Raw genomic sequence first — 16,535 nt, 5'->3', positions numbered from 1 at the left:
CGTACGGCACCATGGCTCGCATGCCAGTGAGCGAACCGCCGGAGCTGCCGGACTACGCGGAGCGTGTGCTCGACGTGACCGAGCGCATTCCGCCCGGCCGGGTGATGACGTACGGCGACGTCGCGGAGTGGCTGGGCGAGGGCGGACCGCGTCAGGTCGGCCGGGTGATGGCGCTCTACGGCGGGGCCGTCCCCTGGTGGCGCGTCGTCCGCGCGGACGGCAGGCCGCTGCCCGGCTCCGAGCTGCGCGCCCTCGGCCACTACCGGGAGGAGGGCACCCCGCTGCGGAAGGCCGGCCGCTCGTCCGGCGACCACGGCCTCCGCCTCGACATGCGCCGTGCCCGCGGTGCGCCTGCGGCGCGCCGGGCATACGACCCCGATGCCCCCTGATCCGCGCGCCCTCGCCCGCCGGGTGAGGTCCCTGAGCCGGACGGGACGGTCCGGTACGACGCCGGGCCCGTCCGGCGGCCCCGGGCGAGGCATCCCCGGCGCGCGGCACGGCGGGGGAGGACGGAGGGCCGGGCCGGGGAGCGGGCCCGGCGACCCACGGTGCGCGCCGCGTCCGCGGCGCACCCCGGGCCGACGGGGAGCCCCGCACGGCGTGTGCCCACCGCGTATCGTCGGCTCTTCGTAGCCCCCGCCGGCCCAGCCACCCTCCGCAAGGCGATCCACGTGAGCACCTCCCTTCCGTCGTCCGCGTCGCACCGGTACGCGCCGTCCGCTCCGGCGGCGGCCGGCCCCTACCGGCTGCTGCGCACGCCGCCGGTGCCCGCCGACGTCCCTGCCTTGGACGCACGGCAGCGCGCCGTGGTTGACCACCCCACCGGTCCGCTGCTGGTGCTGGCCGGACCCGGCACCGGCAAGACCACGACGCTGGTCGAGGCGGTCGCCGAGCGCGTGCGCCGCGGCGCCGACCCGGAACGCCTCCTCGTGCTCACCTTCAGCCGCAAGGCCGCCATGGAGCTGCGCGACCGGATGACCGCGCGCCTCGGCGGCACGGGTGCCCCGCAGGCCACCACCTTCCACTCCTACTGCTACGCGCTGGTGCGGGCGTACCAGGACGCCGACCTGTTCGCGGAGCCGCTGCGGCTGCTGTCCGGCCCCGAACAGGACCTCTACATCCGCGAACTCCTCGCCGGGCAGCTCGACCTCGAAGCGGAGGGACGCGGCCGCACGGCCTGGCCCGACGAACTGCGCGCCTGCCTGACCACCCGGGGCTTCGCCGACGAGGTGCGGGCCGTCCTCGCCCGCAGCCGGGAAATCGGCCTCGCACCGGAGGCGCTGGGCACGTTCGCCCGCCGCACCGGCCGCCCCGACTGGGGCGCCGCCTCCGCCTTCCTCGCCGAATACCTGGACGTGCTCGACATGCAGGGCGTCCTCGACTACGCCGAACTCGTCCACCGGGCCGTGCTGCTGGCCGAGCGCGACCATGTCGCGGCGCAGCTGCGCGCCCGCTACGACGCGGTGTACGTCGACGAGTACCAGGACACCGACCCCTCCCAGGTGCGGCTGCTGCGCGCGCTCGGCGCGCCGACGCTGGTCGCCTTCGGCGACCCGGACCAGTCCATCTACGCCTTCCGGGGGGCGGACGTCGGCGGCATCCTCGACTTCCCGGCGACCTTCCCGCAGCCCGGCGGTGCACCGGCGCCCGTGCGGGTGCTCGGCACCTCGCGACGCTCCGGCGCGCGCCTGCTGGCCGCGACGCGGGAACTCGCCCGCCGCATGCCACTGCACCGCCTCCCCGCGGACGCCGTGCGCGCCCACCGGGCGCTGCAGCCGGGCCGCGACACGGGCCGCTGCCAGGGCGAAGCCCGGGAGGACGGACGCGTGCAGGTGCTCACCTGCCCCACGCCCGGTGCGGAACTCGACACCGTGGCCGACCTGCTGCGCCGTGCCCACCTCGAGGACGGCGTGCCGTGGGGCGAGATGGCCGTCCTGGTCCGCGCGGGCGGGCGCACCCTGCCCGTCGTGCGGCGCGTCCTCACCTCGGCGGGCGTCCCCGTCGAGACGGACGGCGACGACGTTCCCCTCCGCCAGGAACCCGCCGTCGCCCCGCTCCTCACCGCCCTGCGCGCGGCCGCACAGGCCGTGACCGACGGCGCGCGCCCCCCTGCGGGGCGCGGTGCCGACGCCCCGCAGGAGGCGGGGGAGGGCTCGGGGCCGTTGCCTCCGACCCGTCCGGGCGTCGGGCCGGGTCCGGGCGCGCCCATGCCCACGGCAGCGGCGCCCGTGTCGTCCGCGGGTGCCCCCGGCGCCGACGGTCCCGCCGCCGCGCCGCCCCCGGCCGGGACCGTACCCGGGCTGGATCAGGCTGACCCCGGCACGGCCCAGGTGTCGATTGACGCCGCACCGGGCGGGGACGAGAACACCGCACCGGCCGCGGCGGACCCCGCCGCGCCGGAGACGCTCGCCGGGTGGGACGTGGAGACCGCGCTGACGCTCCTCGCGTCGCCGCTGGGTGGCATGGACGCCGCCGACCTGCGGCGACTGGGCCGGGCCCTGCGGGACGAGGAACGTGCGGCGGGCCGTGCCGTGCCGCGCCCGTCCGACACCCTGCTCGCCGAGGCCCTCGCCGAACCCGAACGCCTCGTCGCCCACGACACCGCGTACGCGCGCGGTGCCCAGCGCCTCGGGCTGCTGCTGCGCAAGGCCCGGGAACTCCTCGCCGGCGGCGGCACCGCCGAGGAGGCCCTGTGGGAGCTGTGGAACGGCACCCCCTGGCCCGACCGGCTGGAACGCGCGGCCCTGCGCGGCGGTCCCGCCGGGCGGAACGCCGACCGCGACCTGGACGCCGTGTGCGCCCTGTTCGCCGCCGCGGCCCGCGCCGAGGAACGCATCGGCGGCCGCGGCGCGCTCAACTTCCTGGAGGAGATCGACGCCCAGGACATCGCCGCCGACACCCTCACCGCCCGCGTGTCCCGCCCGGACGCCGTGCGTCTGATGACCGCGCACCGCGCCAAGGGCCTGGAGTGGCACACCGTGGTGGTGGCGGGCGTGCAGGAGGGCCTGTGGCCCGACCTGCGGCGGCGCGGGTCGCTGCTGGAGGCCGACCGCATCGGCCGGGACGGTCTCGCCGAGCCGCTGCCGCCGGGCGCGTTGCTGTCCGAGGAGCGGCGGCTGTTCTATGTGGCGGCGACCCGCGCGCGCGAACGCCTCGTCGTCACCGCCGTCCGTGCGCAGGCCGAGGACGGCGACCAGCCGTCCCGTTTCCTCGCCGAACTCGGCGTCGAGCCGCGTGCGGTGGCCGGCCGCCCGCGCCGTCCGCTGTCCGTGCCCGCGCTGGTCGCCGAGCTGCGTGCGACGACCGTCGACCCGGACGCGTCCCCCGCGCTCCGCGAGGCCGCCGCCCGGCGCCTGGCACGGCTCGCAGCCCTGCGGGACGACGAGGGCCATTCCCTCGTGCCCGCCGCGCACCCGCACCGCTGGTGGGGGCTGTACGAGCCGACCCGTGCCGAGGTGCCGCTGCGCGACCGCGACCAGCCGGTGGCGCTGTCCGGCAGCGCCCTGGACCAGCTCGCGCGCACCTGCTCCCTCCAGTGGTTCCTGGGCCGCGAGGTGAAGGCGGACGCCCCGGCGAGCACCGCGCAGGGCTTCGGCAACGTGGTGCACGTCCTCGCCGACGAGGTCGCCTCCGGCGGCACCCCGGCCGACCTGGCGACGCTGATGGAACGTCTGGAGAGCGTGTGGGACGGGCTTGCCTTCGACGCGCCGTGGAAGTCCCGCCAGGAGAAGGACAACGCCCGTGCCGCGCTGGAGCGGTTCCTGCGCTGGCACGTCTCGGGCCAGGAAGCCGGACGCGAAGTGCTCGGCAGCGAGCGGACTTTCGACGTCACGCTGGACGCCGGGGCGCACGAGATCCGTATCCGCGGCAGCATGGACCGCGTCGAACGGGACGCGCAGGGGCGGGCGTACGTCGTCGACTTCAAGACCGGGAAGGCCAAGCCCAGCGGCGCCGACGTCGAACGGCACCCGCAGCTCGCCGTCTACCAGCTCGCGCTGCACGCGGACGGCGCCGAGCCGGGCGGGGGTGAACTGGTGCACCTGCGGATCGGTGCGACACGGCGTGACGGCGGCGACGCGCTGCCGGCCGTGCAGCGGCAGGAACCGCCGGACGGGGAATGGGTCGGCGAGCTGCTGGCGGAGGCCGCGGGCCGCGTCCTGGACGAGCGCTTCGCGCCGTCGACGGGCGCGCACTGCGGCAACTGCGCGTTCCGGTCCGCGTGTTCGGCGCAGCCCGAAGGGCGCCACGTCGTCGAGTGAGGACCGGTGGGCGCGGCGCGGTGCCCCACCGCGGCCCGTTGTCGGACCCGGCGGATACCGTCTTGCAACGTGCCCGCACCACCTCCGCTCACCGACCCCGGACAGCTCAAGGCGCTGCTCGGCATCCCGTTCACCCCCGAACAGCTCCGCTGCATCACTGCGCCGCTCGCGCCGCAGGTCATCGTCGCGGGCGCCGGGTCGGGGAAGACCACCGTGATGGCCGCACGCGTCGTGTGGCTGGTGGGCACCGGTCAGGTCGCACCCGAGCAGGTGCTCGGGCTGACCTTCACCAACAAGGCCGCCGGAGAACTCGCCGAACGCGTGCGCGCCGCCCTCGTGCGGGCCGGGGTCACCGACCCCGATCCCGCCCCCGCGCAGGCGGCGGACGAGGACCCGCCCGGCGAACCGCAGATCCTCACCTACCACGCGTTCGCCGGGAGGCTCCTCAAGGACCACGGCCTCCGCCTCGGCGTCGAGCCCGGCGCCCGGCTGCTCGCCGACGCGACCCGCTTCCAGCTCGCCGCCCGTGTGCTCGCCGCCGCGAGCGGCCCCTTCGAAGGGCTGCGCAACAGCCTCAGCACCCACGTGCAGGACCTGCTGTCCCTCGACGCCGAACTGTCCGAACATCTGGTGCCGCCCGCTCGCCTGCGCGCGTACGACGCCCGGCTGCGCGCCGAGCTCGCCGCCACCGAGCTCACCAACAAGGACCTGCGGCGCGTCCCCGAGACCGCGATCGGCCGTGCCGAACTCCTCGGCCTGGTCGAGGAGTACCGGGCCCGGAAGCGTGACCGCGACCTGCTGGACTTCGGCGACCAGATCGCGCTCTCCGCCGCCCTGGCCCGCGACGTCCCGGAGGTCGGCCGCATCCTGCGCGACGCATGCCGGGTCGTCCTCCTCGACGAGTACCAGGACACCTCCGTCGCCCAGCGCATCCTGCTCGCCGGACTGTTCGGCGCGGGCGCGGGCGCGGGCGCGGGCACGGGCACGGGAACGGGAACGGGCACGGGCACGGGCACGGGAACGGGCACGGGCACGGGAACGGGCTCTGGCACGGGGTCGGGCTCTGGCTCTGGCGCCGGCCACCCGGTGACCGCCGTCGGCGACCCCTGCCAGGCCATCTACGGATGGCGTGGCGCGTCCGTCGCCAACCTGGACGACTTCCCGCGCCACTTCCCCCTCTGGGACGGCACGCCCGCCCCCCGGTTCGCGCTGAGCGAGAACCGCCGCAGCGGCGGTCGCCTGCTCCGCCTCGCCAATGCGCTCGCCGCGCCGCTGCGGGAGCAGCACGAAGGCGTCGAGGCGCTGCGCCCCGCGCCCGGTGCCGAACACGACGGCCTCGTGTGCTGCGCCCTGCACGCCACGCACGCCGAGGAGATCGACTGGCTCGCCGACTCTCTCGCGCACCTGGTGCGCACCGGCACCCCGCCCGGCGAGATCGCCGTCCTGTGCCGCACCGGCGGCGACTTCGCCGCCGTCCAGGGCGCCCTGGTGGAGCGGGACGTGCCGGTCGAGGTCGTCGGCCTCTCCGGGCTCGTCCACCTGCCGGAGGTCGCCGACCTGGTCGCCGTGTGCGAGGTGCTCCAGGACCCGACGGCCAACGCACCCCTGGTGCGGCTGCTGAGCGGGCCCCGCTGGCGCATCGGCCCGCGGGACCTGGCGCTGCTGGGCCGGCGTGCCCGGCTGCTGGTCCGGCGGGACGACGCGGCGGCCGGCGACGACGCGGACCTGCGCCTCGCGGCTGCCGTGGAGGGCGTCGACCCGGCCGAGGTGACCTCCCTCGCGGACGCGCTGGACACCTTCCTCGAGGGCGACGCCGACGACGAACTCCCCTTCTCCGCCGAGGCCCGCGTACGCTTCGCCCGGCTGGCCGCCGAGATCCGTGACCTGCGCCGGTCCCTGGGCGACCCGCTGATGGACGTGCTGCACCGCGTCCTCGCCGTCACCGGGCTGGAGGTCGAACTCTCCGCCTCCCCGCACGCACTGGCCGCCCGCCGCCGCGAGACCCTCGGCGCCTTCCTGGACATCGCCGCCGGGTTCGCCTCGCTCGACGGCGAGACCACGCTGCTCGCCTTCCTCGGATTCCTGCGCACGGCCACCCAGTACGAGAAGGGCCTGGACGGTTCGCTGCCCGGTGGGGAGAACACCGTGAAGGTGCTCACCGCGCACAAGTCCAAGGGCCTGGAATGGGACGTGGTCGCCGTACCCGGCCTGGTGGCCAAGCAGTTCCCCAGCACTCAGCCCCGCGAGTCCTGGCTCACCCGCCCCGGCGTCCTGCCGCACGACCTGCGCGGCGACGCCGACACCCTGCCCCGCGTCGAGGGGTGGAACGCCAAGGCCCTCAAGGCGTACGACCTCCGGCAGCGCGACCACCAGGCCACCGAGGAGCTGCGGCTCGGCTACGTCACCTTCACCCGCCCCCGATCGCTGCTGCTGGGCTCCGGGCACTGGTGGGGGCCGACCCAGAAGCGCCCGCGCGGGCCGTCCGCCTTCCTGGAGGCGCTGCGCGACCACTGTGCGGCCGGCCCGGCGTACGGCGAGGTCGAGGCGTGGGCCGACGCACCGGAACACGGCGCGGAGAACCCCGCCCTGTCCGGCGACGGCGACGACGCGGCCTGGCCGCTCCCGCTCGACCCGGTCGCACTGCGCCGCCGCCGGACCGCCGCCGCGCGCGTGCTGGCCCACCTGCACGGTGACGGCGCGGCACGCGGTGAAGCCCATGGCGGCGACCGCGGCGACCGCGGGGAGGCCCCCGGCGGGGGCGACGCCGACGCGGTGCCGCCGGCCACCGCCCTGCCCGGCCCGCGCGACGGGGACGGGGAGGCCCCCGCCGGGCTTGCGCCCGAGGACGCACGGCTGGTGGAGGGGTGGGACCGCGACCTCGACGCGCTGGAGGGTGAACTGCGCCGCTCCCGCGCCACCGTGCACGACGTTCCGCTGCCCGGGTCGCTGTCCGCCTCCCAGCTGCTGCGGCTGGCCGCCGACCCCGACGGGTTCGCCCGCGAACTGGCCCGCCCCATGCCCCGCCCGCCCCAGCCGGCCGCGGCCCGCCGGGGCACCCGCTTCCACGCCTGGGTGGAGTCCCGCTTCGAGGAGCTGACGCTGCCGATGCTCGGCCCGGACGAGCTGCCCGGCGCCGACGAAGCGGCGGGCATCGAGGACGAACGGGATCTCGCCGCGCTGAAGGCGGCCTTCGCTCGCACCGCGTACGCGCACCGGACGCCGTACCGGGTCGAGGCGCCGTTCCAGCTCGCCCTCGCGGGGCGCACGGTGCGGGGCCGGATCGACGCCGTCTACCGGGAGGACGGCGCCGGGCCGGACGGCGGCCCGGCGTACGAGATCGTCGACTGGAAGACGGGACGCCGTCAGGACGCGGACCCGCTGCAGCTCGCGGTGTACCGGGTGGCGTGGGCCGAGCAGTGCGGCGTCCCGCCGGAGGCGGTGACGGCGGCGTTCCTCTACGTGCGCTCGGGCCGTGTCGTGCGGCCGCCGGACCTTCCCGACCGCGCGGCGCTGGAGCGGCTGCTCCTGCCGTGAACCCCGGGCGCCCGCCGTCCGCGGCTCCCTGCCCCGGGAGCCCGCCGGGACACCCCGGCGGCACCCCGGCGGCGGGGAAGGACCGGCGGAGGGGCGGATAGGGTCGGGGCATGAGCACCACCCCGGACAGCGCGGTCCGCAGTTTCATCGACACCCACCGTGAGGGCTTCCTCGCCGCCCTGGAGGACTGGCTCCGCATCCCCTCCGTCTCCGCCGATCCGGCGTACGCCGCCGACGTGCGGCGCAGTGCCGACTGGCTGGCGGACGCCCTGCGTGCGACCGGATTCCCGACGGTCGAGGTGTGGCAGACCCCCGGCCACCCCGCCGTGTTCGCCGAGTGGCCCTCCGGCGACCCCGGTGCGCCCACCGTGCTGGTCTACGGACACCACGACGTGCAGCCCGCGCAGCGTGCCGACGGCTGGCACACGGAGCCGTTCGAGCCGGTCCGCCGGGACGGACGGCTGTACGCCCGAGGCGCCGCCGACGACAAGGGGCAGGTGTTCTTCCACACGCTCGGCGTCCGCGCGCACCTTGCCGCCACCGGCCGCACCGCGCCCGCCGTGAACCTCAAGCTGGTGATCGAGGGCGAGGAGGAGTCCGGCTCCCCGCACTTTCCCGACCTGGTGCGCGCGCACGCGGACCGGCTCGCCTGCGACGCGGTCGTCGTCTCCGACACGGGCATGTGGGCGGCCGACACCCCCACCGTCTGCACCGGCATGCGCGGGCTCACCGACTGCCAGATCGACCTGTACGGGCCGGACCAGGACATCCACTCCGGCTCCTTCGGCGGGGCGGTCCCCAACCCGGCGACAGAGGCGGCGCGGCTGGCCGCCTCCCTGCACGACGCCGACCGCCGGGTCGCCATCCCCGGCTTCTACGACGGCGTGATCGAACTGTCCGACCGCGAGCGCGCGCTCTTCGCCGAGCTGCCGTTCGACGAGGCGGCCTGGCTGCGCACCGCCCACTCGCACGCCGTCGGCGGCGAGCGCGGGTACACCACCCTGGAACGCATCTGGGCCCGCCCCACCGCCGAGGTCAACGGCATCGGCGGCGGCTACCAGGGCCCCGGTGGCAAGACGATCGTGCCCTCCGCGGCCCAGCTGAAGCTCTCCTTCCGGATGGTCGCCGGGCAGGACCCGGAGAAGGTCCAGCAGGCCGTACGGGACTGGGTGGCGCGGTCGGTGCCCGCCGGGATCGGGCACGAGATCACCTTCTGGGGCGCCACCCGCCCTTGCCTGACGCCCCTCGACCACCCGGCCCTGCAGTCCACCGTCCGCGCGATGAGCCGCGCCTTCGGCCGCACCGTACGGTTCACCCGCGAGGGCGGATCCGGGCCCGCCGCCGACCTCCAGGACGTGCTGGGCGCCCCCGTGCTGTTCCTCGGCATCTCCATCCCGTCCGACGGCTGGCACGCGCCGAACGAGAAGGTCGAACTGGACCTTCTCGCGAAGGGTGTCGAGACCGCCGCCTACCTCTGGGAGGATCTGGGCCTGAACTGGACGCACGCCGCCGACGAGGGGAACCGGTAAGCAGCCGTGACCATCTGGACACCCGACGCCGACAGCTCCGAAGCCGCCCCCGCCATCACCCTGACCGGCACCGGCGGCATCGACCGCGCCGCTCACCGCCGCCTCGACGAGGCGTGGCTCGCGGCCGCGTGGAGCCATCCGACGACGCGCGTCTTCGTGGTGTCCGGCGGGCAGGCGCTGATCGAGGACACCGGGGACGGGTGCACCGAGCTGGTCACCATGCCGTCGTTCGACGCGCCCGCCACCGAGTCGCACCGCTACTTCCTCGGCGTGGACCCGGAGGGAGTCGCCTACTTCGCGCTGCAGAAGGACGCCCTCCCCGGCCGGATGGACGACATCGCCCGCCCGGCCGGGCTGCGCGAGGCCGGCGTGCTGCTTCCGGAGCGGGACGCGGAACTTCTCGTGCACGCCGTCGCGCTGGAGAACTGGCAGCGTCTGCACCGGTTCTGCTCCCGCTGCGGCGAACGCGCCGTGATCGCCGCTGCCGGCCACGTGCGCCGCTGCCCCGCCTGCGGCGCCGAGCACTACCCGCGCACTGACCCGGCGGTCATCATGCTGGTCACCGACGTGCACGACCGCGCCCTGCTGGGCCGCCAGGTGCACTGGCCGGAGGGCCGCTTCTCGACCCTGGCCGGCTTCGTGGAGCCGGGCGAGTCCATCGAGCAGGCGGTGGTTCGGGAGGTCGGCGAGGAGGTCGGCGTCGAGGTGCCCGTGGAGGGCGTCGCGTACGTGGGCAGCCAGCCGTGGCCGTTCCCGTCCAGCCTGATGCTCGGGTTCACCGCGCGCGCCTCCTCCTCCCGCATCCAGGTGGACGGCCACGAGATCGAGGAGGCCCGCTGGTTCTCCCGCGACGACCTGCGCGCCGCGTTCGCCTCCGGCGAGGTGCTGCCGCCGTCGGGCATCTCCATCGCCGCGCGTCTGGTCGAACGCTGGTACGGCGAACCCCTGCCCCCCCGCTGACACCTCGCTGTGGCGGCTGCGCCCGGCCCCGTACGCGAAGGGCCCCTGGAATCCGCCCGGTCGCGCGGGGCCGGCCGACGTTCAGACGCGGCGGACGTCGACGCCGACCGCGGTGAAGCGCTCCACCATCTCGTCGGGGGCTTCGGAGTCGGTGATCAGCACGGAGATCACATGCACCGGGCAGACCTGCGCGAAGGCCCGGCGCCCCAGCTTGGTGGAGTCGGCGACCACGACGACCGTCTCGGCCCGCTCCGCGAGGGCCCGGTTCGCCCCCGCCTCGCCCTCGTCGTGGGTGGCGGCGCCGAACTCCGGGTGCACCGCGTCCACCCCGAGGACGGCGCGGTCCAGGGCCAGGCTCTGGAGCCCTGCCGTGGCGAGCGGGCCGGTGAGCTCGTAGGAGTTGGGGCGGGTGACGCCCCCGGTGACCACGGTCTTCACGTGCGGGCGGACGGCGAGTTCGTTCGCGATGTTGATGGCGTTGGTGACGAGCGTGAGCGCCGGGGTGCTCGTCTCGCTCATCAGGTCGGTGCGGGTGGCCAGTTCGCGGGCCACCTCCGAGGTGGTGGTGCCTCCGTTCAGGCCCACGACGCTGCCGGGAGCGACCAGGGCGGCCGCCGCGCGGGCGATGCGGTGCTTCTCGTCCGCACGGCGCGCGGTCTTGTAGCGCAGCGGCAGGTCGTAGGCGACGGCGCTCAGGACCGCGCCTCCGCGGGTGCGGGTGAGCATCTGCTGCCCGGCGAGTTCGTTCATGTCGCGGCGGACGGTGGCGGCGGAGACCCCGAGCCGTTCGGCGGCCTGGGCGACGTCGATCCGGCCCTCTTCACCCAGGATCTCCAACAGCCGTGTCCATCGCTCATGTGCCGCCACCCGTTCGCCTCCTCGTTCGCCGTGCAGGGGGCCGAGCGTATCGCGCACGGTCCTGCGCGTTCCGGGCCGTGTGCACCACCCTCGTGTGCGCGGTTCTGCGCGCGGGTCGGCCTTATCTGCGCGGAGCGGCGCGCGAGCCGACGCGGGAGCTGCCGTGCCGGGTTCAGTGCGGGCGGCCCGCGCCGGAGACGGCGGCGAGCATGCGCACCACGGCGTCGGTCATCGCCTCGCGGCCCTCGCGCAGATACGCGCGGGGGTCGACGCGTTCCGGCTCCGCCGCCAGGGCGGCCCGGACGGCCCCCGTCATGGCGATGTTGAGGGCGGTGCCGATGTTGACCTTGGCGATACCGCCGGCGACCGCCCGGGCGAGCTCGGCGTCGGGCACGCCGGACGAGCCGTGCAGCACAAGCGGCACGTCGAGCGCCCGGTGCAGGGCGCCGAGCAGGTCGTGGTCGAGCCGGGCGTCGCGGGTGGTCATGGCGTGCGAGCTGCCGACGGCGACGGCGAGCGCGTCCACGCCGGTGGCCTCGGTGAACCGGCAGGCCTCGTCCGGATCGGTACGCGCGCCCGGCGCGTGCGCGTCGAGCGGGCCGCGGCCGTCCTTGCCGCCGACCTCGCCGAGTTCGGCCTCCAGCCACAGGCCGTGCGCGTGCGCCCACGCGGCCGCCTCCCGGGTGGCGGCGACGTTCTGCTCGTACGGCAGGTGCGCGGCGTCGAACATGACCGACCCGAAGCCGCAGCCGGGCGCCTGCTCCAGCAGCGCGCGGTCCTTCACGTGGTCCAGGTGCAGTGCGAGCGGCGCCGTGCCCTGCCGGGCGCACTCCGCGGCGGCCGCCGCCAGCGGCCCGGGCCGGCCGCCGTGGAAGAGCACGGCGTTCTCGCTGATCTGGAGGATCACCGGCAGGCCCGCGCGCTCGGCGCCGGCGACCACTGCCTCCACGTGCTCCAGCGTGATGACGTTGAAGGCGGCCACGGCCGCGCCGCGGGCGGCCGCCTCGGCGACCAGTGCGCCGGTGGGGACGAGGGGCACGTCGCTCAGCCGTCGGCGAGGATCACGGAGCGGGTCAGATTGCGGGGCCGGTCCGGGTCCAGCCCGCGCTCCGCGGCGACAGCGGCGGCCAGCCGGTGCACGGAGACCAGCGAGGCCAGCGGGTCCAGTGCGCTCTCGATCCACCGTGCGCCGGTCGCCGCGACCTGCTCGGGGAGCCCGGCGGGCGCCGGTCCGAACATCCAGGTGACGGTGGACCGGTCGGCGATGCTGATCGGTCCGTGCCGGTACTCCATGGCGGGATAGGACTCCGTCCAGGACCGGGTCGCCTCGCGCATCTTCAGCGCGGCCTCGTGGGCGAGCCCCACCGTCCAGCCGTTGCCGAGGAAGGTGAACTGCGAGGCCCGGGCGAGGCCTTCGGGGAGCGGCTCGGACAGGGCCCGCCGGGCGTCCCGCTCCACCTGCGCGTCGTGCAGGCCGAGGCCCGCGCGCAGGAAGGTGAGGGCGCTGGTCGCGAACCGGGTCTGCACCACCGAGTGTTCGTCGGCGAAGTCCAGCACGGCGAGCGCGTCGGCGGCGGACGCGACCGGGGTGTGCGGGTCGGCGGTGACGGCGAGCGTGCGCACCGCGCCGCGGAGCCCGGCGAGCAGGTCGAGCACCTCGGTGGTGGTACCGGACCGGGTCAGGGCGACCACCTGGTCGTAGCGGCGGCCGCGCGGAAACTCGGAGGCCGCGAAGGCGTCGGTCTCCCCGAGCCCGTGGGACTCGCGCAGCGCGGCGTACGCCTGGGCCATGAACAGGGAGGTGCCGCAGCCGACCACGGCGACCCGCTCGCCGTTCACGGGAAGCAGGTCGCTGCGGGCCGCGGCCAGCGCGGCGGCACGGTCCCAGCACTCGGGCTGGTCGGCCGTCTCCGCTTCGAGGTGCGTCACGGGCTCTCCTCGGCGTGCATCGTTTGACGCTTTCTGAGTGTTCTACGGGCCATTCAAGCATATACGCGCACGGCGCCCCGGTCGTGGCAGGGGGGCGCCGTGCGTGCCGTGGTGCCTGCGGGTCAGCCGCCGGACGGCTTGGAGGAGTCGGTTCCCGGGTGCGGGGTCTTCCACTCGCCACGGGTGAAGTCCGGGAAGGGGACCGTCGCGCCGTCGTGGCGCACCGAGTGGATGCTGAGCGCGAAGGGGGCGTTCCAGGCGGCGGCATCGTAGACGTCCATGTCCGGCGCGAGGCCGAGCCGCATCGTCTGCGCGAGGCGGTACAGCATGAGGTAATCCATGCCGCCGTGGCCTCCCGGCCCCGGTCCGACGTCCTTCCACAGCCAGTGGTCGTACTCGGCGTACCGCCCGAAGTCCTGCCACTCGTGCCCGCTCGCGCCGGGTTCCAGGTAGATGCGCTCCGGGTAGTCCTCGAAGGCGCCGCGGGTGCCGGCCAGGTGGTTGAGCCGGCTGTACGGGTGCGGGTTGGAGACGCCGTGCACGAGGTGGATCACCCGGCCGCGCTCGGTCTGCAGCAGGCTCATCGTCACGTCGCCGTTGACGTAGCGCTCGTCCCACTTCGGGTCGTCGCGCGGCACGTGCCGGTCGCGGTAGTCGGCAAGCCCCAGCGCGGGAGTGCTCATGGACGTCATGCGCACCAGCCGGTCGCCCCGGTTGATGTCCATGTAGGCGGCCACCGGCCCGAGCCCGTGCGTGGGGTAGAGGTCGCCGTCCCGCCGGGTGTGCCAGGCGCGGCGCCACTCGTCCTCGTAGTACGTGTCGGAGAACAGCAGTTCGCGCAGGTCGTGCAGGTAGGCGCCGGAGCCGTGCAGCAGTTCGCCGAACAGCCCCTCGTGGGCCATGCGCAGCACGCGCAGTTCGTTCTGCCCGTAGCAGCAGTTCTCGAGCTGGATGCAGTGCCGCCGGGTCTCCTCCGAGGTGTCCACCAGCCGCCACAGGTCGCGGATGCTGGTGGCGATCGGGCACTCCACGCCCACGTGCTTGCCGGCCCGCATCGCGGTGAGGGCCATCTCGGTGTGCCACTCCCAGGGCGTGACGACGTAGACGAAGTCGAGCTCCTGGTAGGCGCAGAGCTTCTCGTACGCGTCCTCGCCGGTCGTGAACGTGGCCGGTTCGGGCTGTCCGGCGTCGGTGACCGTCTTCACCGCCCCGGCGACCTTCTCCCGGTCCACGTCGCACAGCGCGGTGACCCGGACGCCCTCCAGCGCGAGGAACAGCGGGAGCATGGCCGAACCGCGGTTGCCCAGCCCGATGACGCCGACGCGCACCGTGCGATGCCGGTCGAACGGCACGCCCATCATCGACCGGCCGCGCCGCTTCGGCCAGGTGCTCTCGTCGGCTCCGGGAATCCGCGGCCCCGTACGATCGGCGGCCGCGGCGGTGCCGCCGCCCGCGCCGACCGCGGCCATCCCGGCTCCGGCGAGTGCCCCGGCGCGCAGTGCCGCTCTGCGGGACAGCCCGCCGACGTCTTCGGGTCCGGACATGCGAAGCCTCCTGACACGTGGTGAGGGTGCGATCGCGCAGCAGTTTCCGCCCGAATCTGCTCACAGGTCAAGGGTTGCGCGCGTTTTCGCGCAACCATGTGCAGCACGTGCGGGTGGTGTGCGTGTGCGGGCTCCACAGGGCATGCGGAAGCCCCCCGGCCCTGCGGGGCCGGGGGGCTCGGGGGTCCGTAGCCGCCGACTCAGGCGGTCGCCTCCACCTCGTCCATGAGCATGCGGAGCGGTGAGGCTGTGCTTCTCCGGCGGGAGCCGCCCAAGGGCGCGCCGGGCGTAGGTGATCCCGCCGTCCCGGTCCCCGGGTCGGGCGAGCATGAGGCCCCGGTGCATCTCCAGGTGCGTCGCGAACCGGGGCAGCTCCGTCGGCAGACCCGGCCTGCCAACGACTTGTGGCCGACATGCGCCGGGCCGAGAGCGAATGCGACCTCCGCAAGGTCGATGACTGCCGAGTCCTGCTGGTCCGGCATCGACTCGGCGAACACCCGCAGGATCCGGAGTGATCACCCTCGACGCGCGTGTGGACGCACGCTTCGCCGGGGCCGGCTCAGCCGGCGAGCCAGAGGAGGATCCGGAGGTCGCTCACGAAAGTATCGAGGCTACTCCTGAACGGGCGCGGCCGACCTGGCGGCCCGCTCGATCTTCGCGCAGTAGGCTGCACGGGCTTCCTCGTTGATCGGCATCTCGTGTTCGGGGCGCAAGCCGGTCCGGCCGTCGAGGCCCTCGCGCAGGATATCTGCGTGCCCGGCATGCCGAACGGACTCGCCGAGGACATGGACCATGATGGCGAACAGCTTCGTGTGGCAATGAGGCTCCGGCCACCACGGCACGTGGCCGGGTGCGTCGAGGGGAAGCTCGTCGATCGTGGCGTCCGAGTGTTCCCATGTGCGGCGGTAGAACCCGATGATCTGATCGCACGTCTCGTCCTCGGTCGCCCACAGATCGCTGCCGTCGGAGTCCTGCCAGCGAGGCAGCGGCTCCGGTGAAGGGCGGTCGAATACCTCGCCGAAGTACCTGGCCTCGACGATGGCCACGTGCTTGACCAGGCCGAGCAGGTTGGTCCCGGTTGCTGTGAGAGGTCGGCGGGCGTGGTACGCGGACAAGCCGTCGAGTTTCCAGAGCAGCGCCTCGCGGTCCCGCCGCAGTCTCTCGTGCAGATCGCGTTTCGCGAATGCCTCGATCATGCGGCTGGAGCCTGCCAGGGGCTGCTCGTGGCCACAAGATCCCGTGCGTGCTCCGCAACGACTCATGTGATGGCCGCCGTGCTTGCAGCGAGGAAGCCGCTCCCGCCTTCTGTGCGGCTGCGGCGATGAGGATGTCGTAGCCGCACAGAAGGCGTCGGGGCACGCGAACGCCCCGCCGGGGTGTCGGCGGGGCGTCGGTGTGCTCGCCGTCGTCAGGCGGCCAGGGCGGCCTTCACCTGGGCGAGCGAGGGGTTGGTCATGGTCGTCTCGGTGCCCTCGGGCCCGACGACGAGGACCGTGGGCACCGTCTGGTTGCCGTCGTTGGCCTTCTCCACGAATGCCGCCGACGCGGGGTCCTGCTCGATGTTGATCTCGGTGTAGGCGATGCCCTCGCGCTCCATCTGGCTCTTCAGGCGGCGGCAGTAGCCGCACCAGGTGGTGCTGTACATCGTCACGGTTCCCATCATGGGCGCGGAATCTCCTTCGTGTGCGGACGGTGCCTGCGGCGCGGGCGCCGAGCGCAGGGCCGGGGCGCCGCGAGGAGAACGTCCGGGGGAGACCCGGACATTCCCGTCACCGGCGGCACTTCCCGGCGGCGTTCGTCACACCGCAGAGTCGGGGCTGTGGACAACGTACCGAGAGGCGACGGCGAAGCTGGCAGCATGGGCGGGGTGAGTAGTGCAGCAAGCGACGCCACCCTCTTCCCCGTCGGCTCCGGGTCCTCCG

The 16,535-nt window shown here is 74.8% G+C and carries 11 protein-coding genes and 1 pseudogene; 5 read left to right on the top strand and 7 right to left on the bottom strand.

Annotated elements, in window-relative coordinates; translation table 11 throughout:
• Nucleotides 1-11: 11 nt before the first annotated feature.
• From E4198_RS07640 to nudC, 5 genes are all read left to right on the top strand, one after another.
• Entirely contained in the window at nt 12-389 is a 378-nt protein-coding gene (locus E4198_RS07640; protein ID WP_136185242.1) for an MGMT family protein, read from the top strand.
• A gap of 360 nt (nt 390-749) precedes the next feature.
• Nucleotides 750-4,259: an ATP-dependent DNA helicase gene (locus E4198_RS07635; protein ID WP_136185241.1), complete on the top strand. Its 3,510-nt coding sequence runs from the start codon at nt 750-752 to the stop codon at nt 4,257-4,259.
• A gap of 69 nt (nt 4,260-4,328) precedes the next feature.
• Nucleotides 4,329-7,793, top strand: a complete 3,465-nt coding sequence (locus tag E4198_RS07630; protein ID WP_136182507.1) for an ATP-dependent DNA helicase — start codon at nt 4,329-4,331, stop codon at nt 7,791-7,793.
• Between the two features lie 110 nt (nt 7,794-7,903).
• Nucleotides 7,904-9,322 (top strand): dipeptidase, encoded by a 1,419-nt coding sequence (locus tag E4198_RS07625; protein WP_136182506.1) that lies wholly within the window; start codon nt 7,904-7,906, stop codon nt 9,320-9,322.
• A gap of 54 nt (nt 9,323-9,376) precedes the next feature.
• Nucleotides 9,377-10,282 carry an NAD(+) diphosphatase gene (gene nudC, locus E4198_RS07620; RefSeq protein ID WP_136185240.1) on the top strand — a complete coding sequence of 302 codons (906 nt, stop codon included), beginning with the start codon at nt 9,377-9,379 and terminating at the stop codon, nt 10,280-10,282.
• A gap of 81 nt (nt 10,283-10,363) precedes the next feature.
• On the opposite strand, the gene E4198_RS07615 is transcribed toward nudC, so the two are convergent.
• The 7 genes and pseudogenes from E4198_RS07615 to E4198_RS07585 all read right to left on the bottom strand — a co-directional run bounded on the left by E4198_RS07615 (nt 10,364) and on the right by E4198_RS07585 (nt 16,276).
• Nucleotides 10,364-11,149: a DeoR/GlpR family DNA-binding transcription regulator gene (locus tag E4198_RS07615; protein WP_136182505.1), complete on the bottom strand. Its 786-nt coding sequence runs from the start codon at nt 11,147-11,149 to the stop codon at nt 10,364-10,366.
• A 163-nt stretch (nt 11,150-11,312) separates the two neighbouring features.
• Nucleotides 11,313-12,179: a class II fructose-bisphosphate aldolase gene (locus tag E4198_RS07610; RefSeq protein WP_136182504.1), complete on the bottom strand. Its 867-nt coding sequence runs from the start codon at nt 12,177-12,179 to the stop codon at nt 11,313-11,315.
• 5 nt (nt 12,180-12,184) lie between these two features.
• The gene (locus E4198_RS07605; RefSeq protein WP_136182503.1) at nt 12,185-13,069 is read right to left on the bottom strand and encodes a sugar isomerase; all 885 of its coding nucleotides are present in this window, start codon (nt 13,067-13,069) and stop codon (nt 12,185-12,187) included.
• A gap of 122 nt (nt 13,070-13,191) precedes the next feature.
• On the bottom strand, nt 13,192-14,613 hold the full coding sequence (locus E4198_RS07600) for a Gfo/Idh/MocA family oxidoreductase (protein WP_136182502.1): 1,422 nt from the start codon (nt 14,611-14,613) through the stop codon (nt 13,192-13,194).
• Between the two features lie 200 nt (nt 14,614-14,813).
• Nucleotides 14,814-14,997 (bottom strand): annotated as a pseudogene (locus E4198_RS25335) (XRE family transcriptional regulator); the annotation flags it as partial.
• Nucleotides 14,998-15,224: 227 nt separating this feature from the next.
• Nucleotides 15,225-15,809: a DinB family protein gene (locus E4198_RS07590; protein ID WP_136182501.1), complete on the bottom strand. Its 585-nt coding sequence runs from the start codon at nt 15,807-15,809 to the stop codon at nt 15,225-15,227.
• A 212-nt stretch (nt 15,810-16,021) separates the two neighbouring features.
• Nucleotides 16,022-16,276: a mycoredoxin gene (locus E4198_RS07585; RefSeq protein ID WP_027766167.1), complete on the bottom strand. Its 255-nt coding sequence runs from the start codon at nt 16,274-16,276 to the stop codon at nt 16,022-16,024.
• Nucleotides 16,277-16,535: the final 259 nt, after the last annotated feature.

It is taken from the genome of Streptomyces sp. RKND-216 (genome assembly GCF_004795255.1).
In the GTDB taxonomy this organism is placed as follows: Bacteria; Actinomycetota; Actinomycetes; order Streptomycetales; family Streptomycetaceae; genus Streptomyces; species Streptomyces hazeniae.
This window is presented reverse-complemented; position numbering and strand designations above follow the sequence as displayed.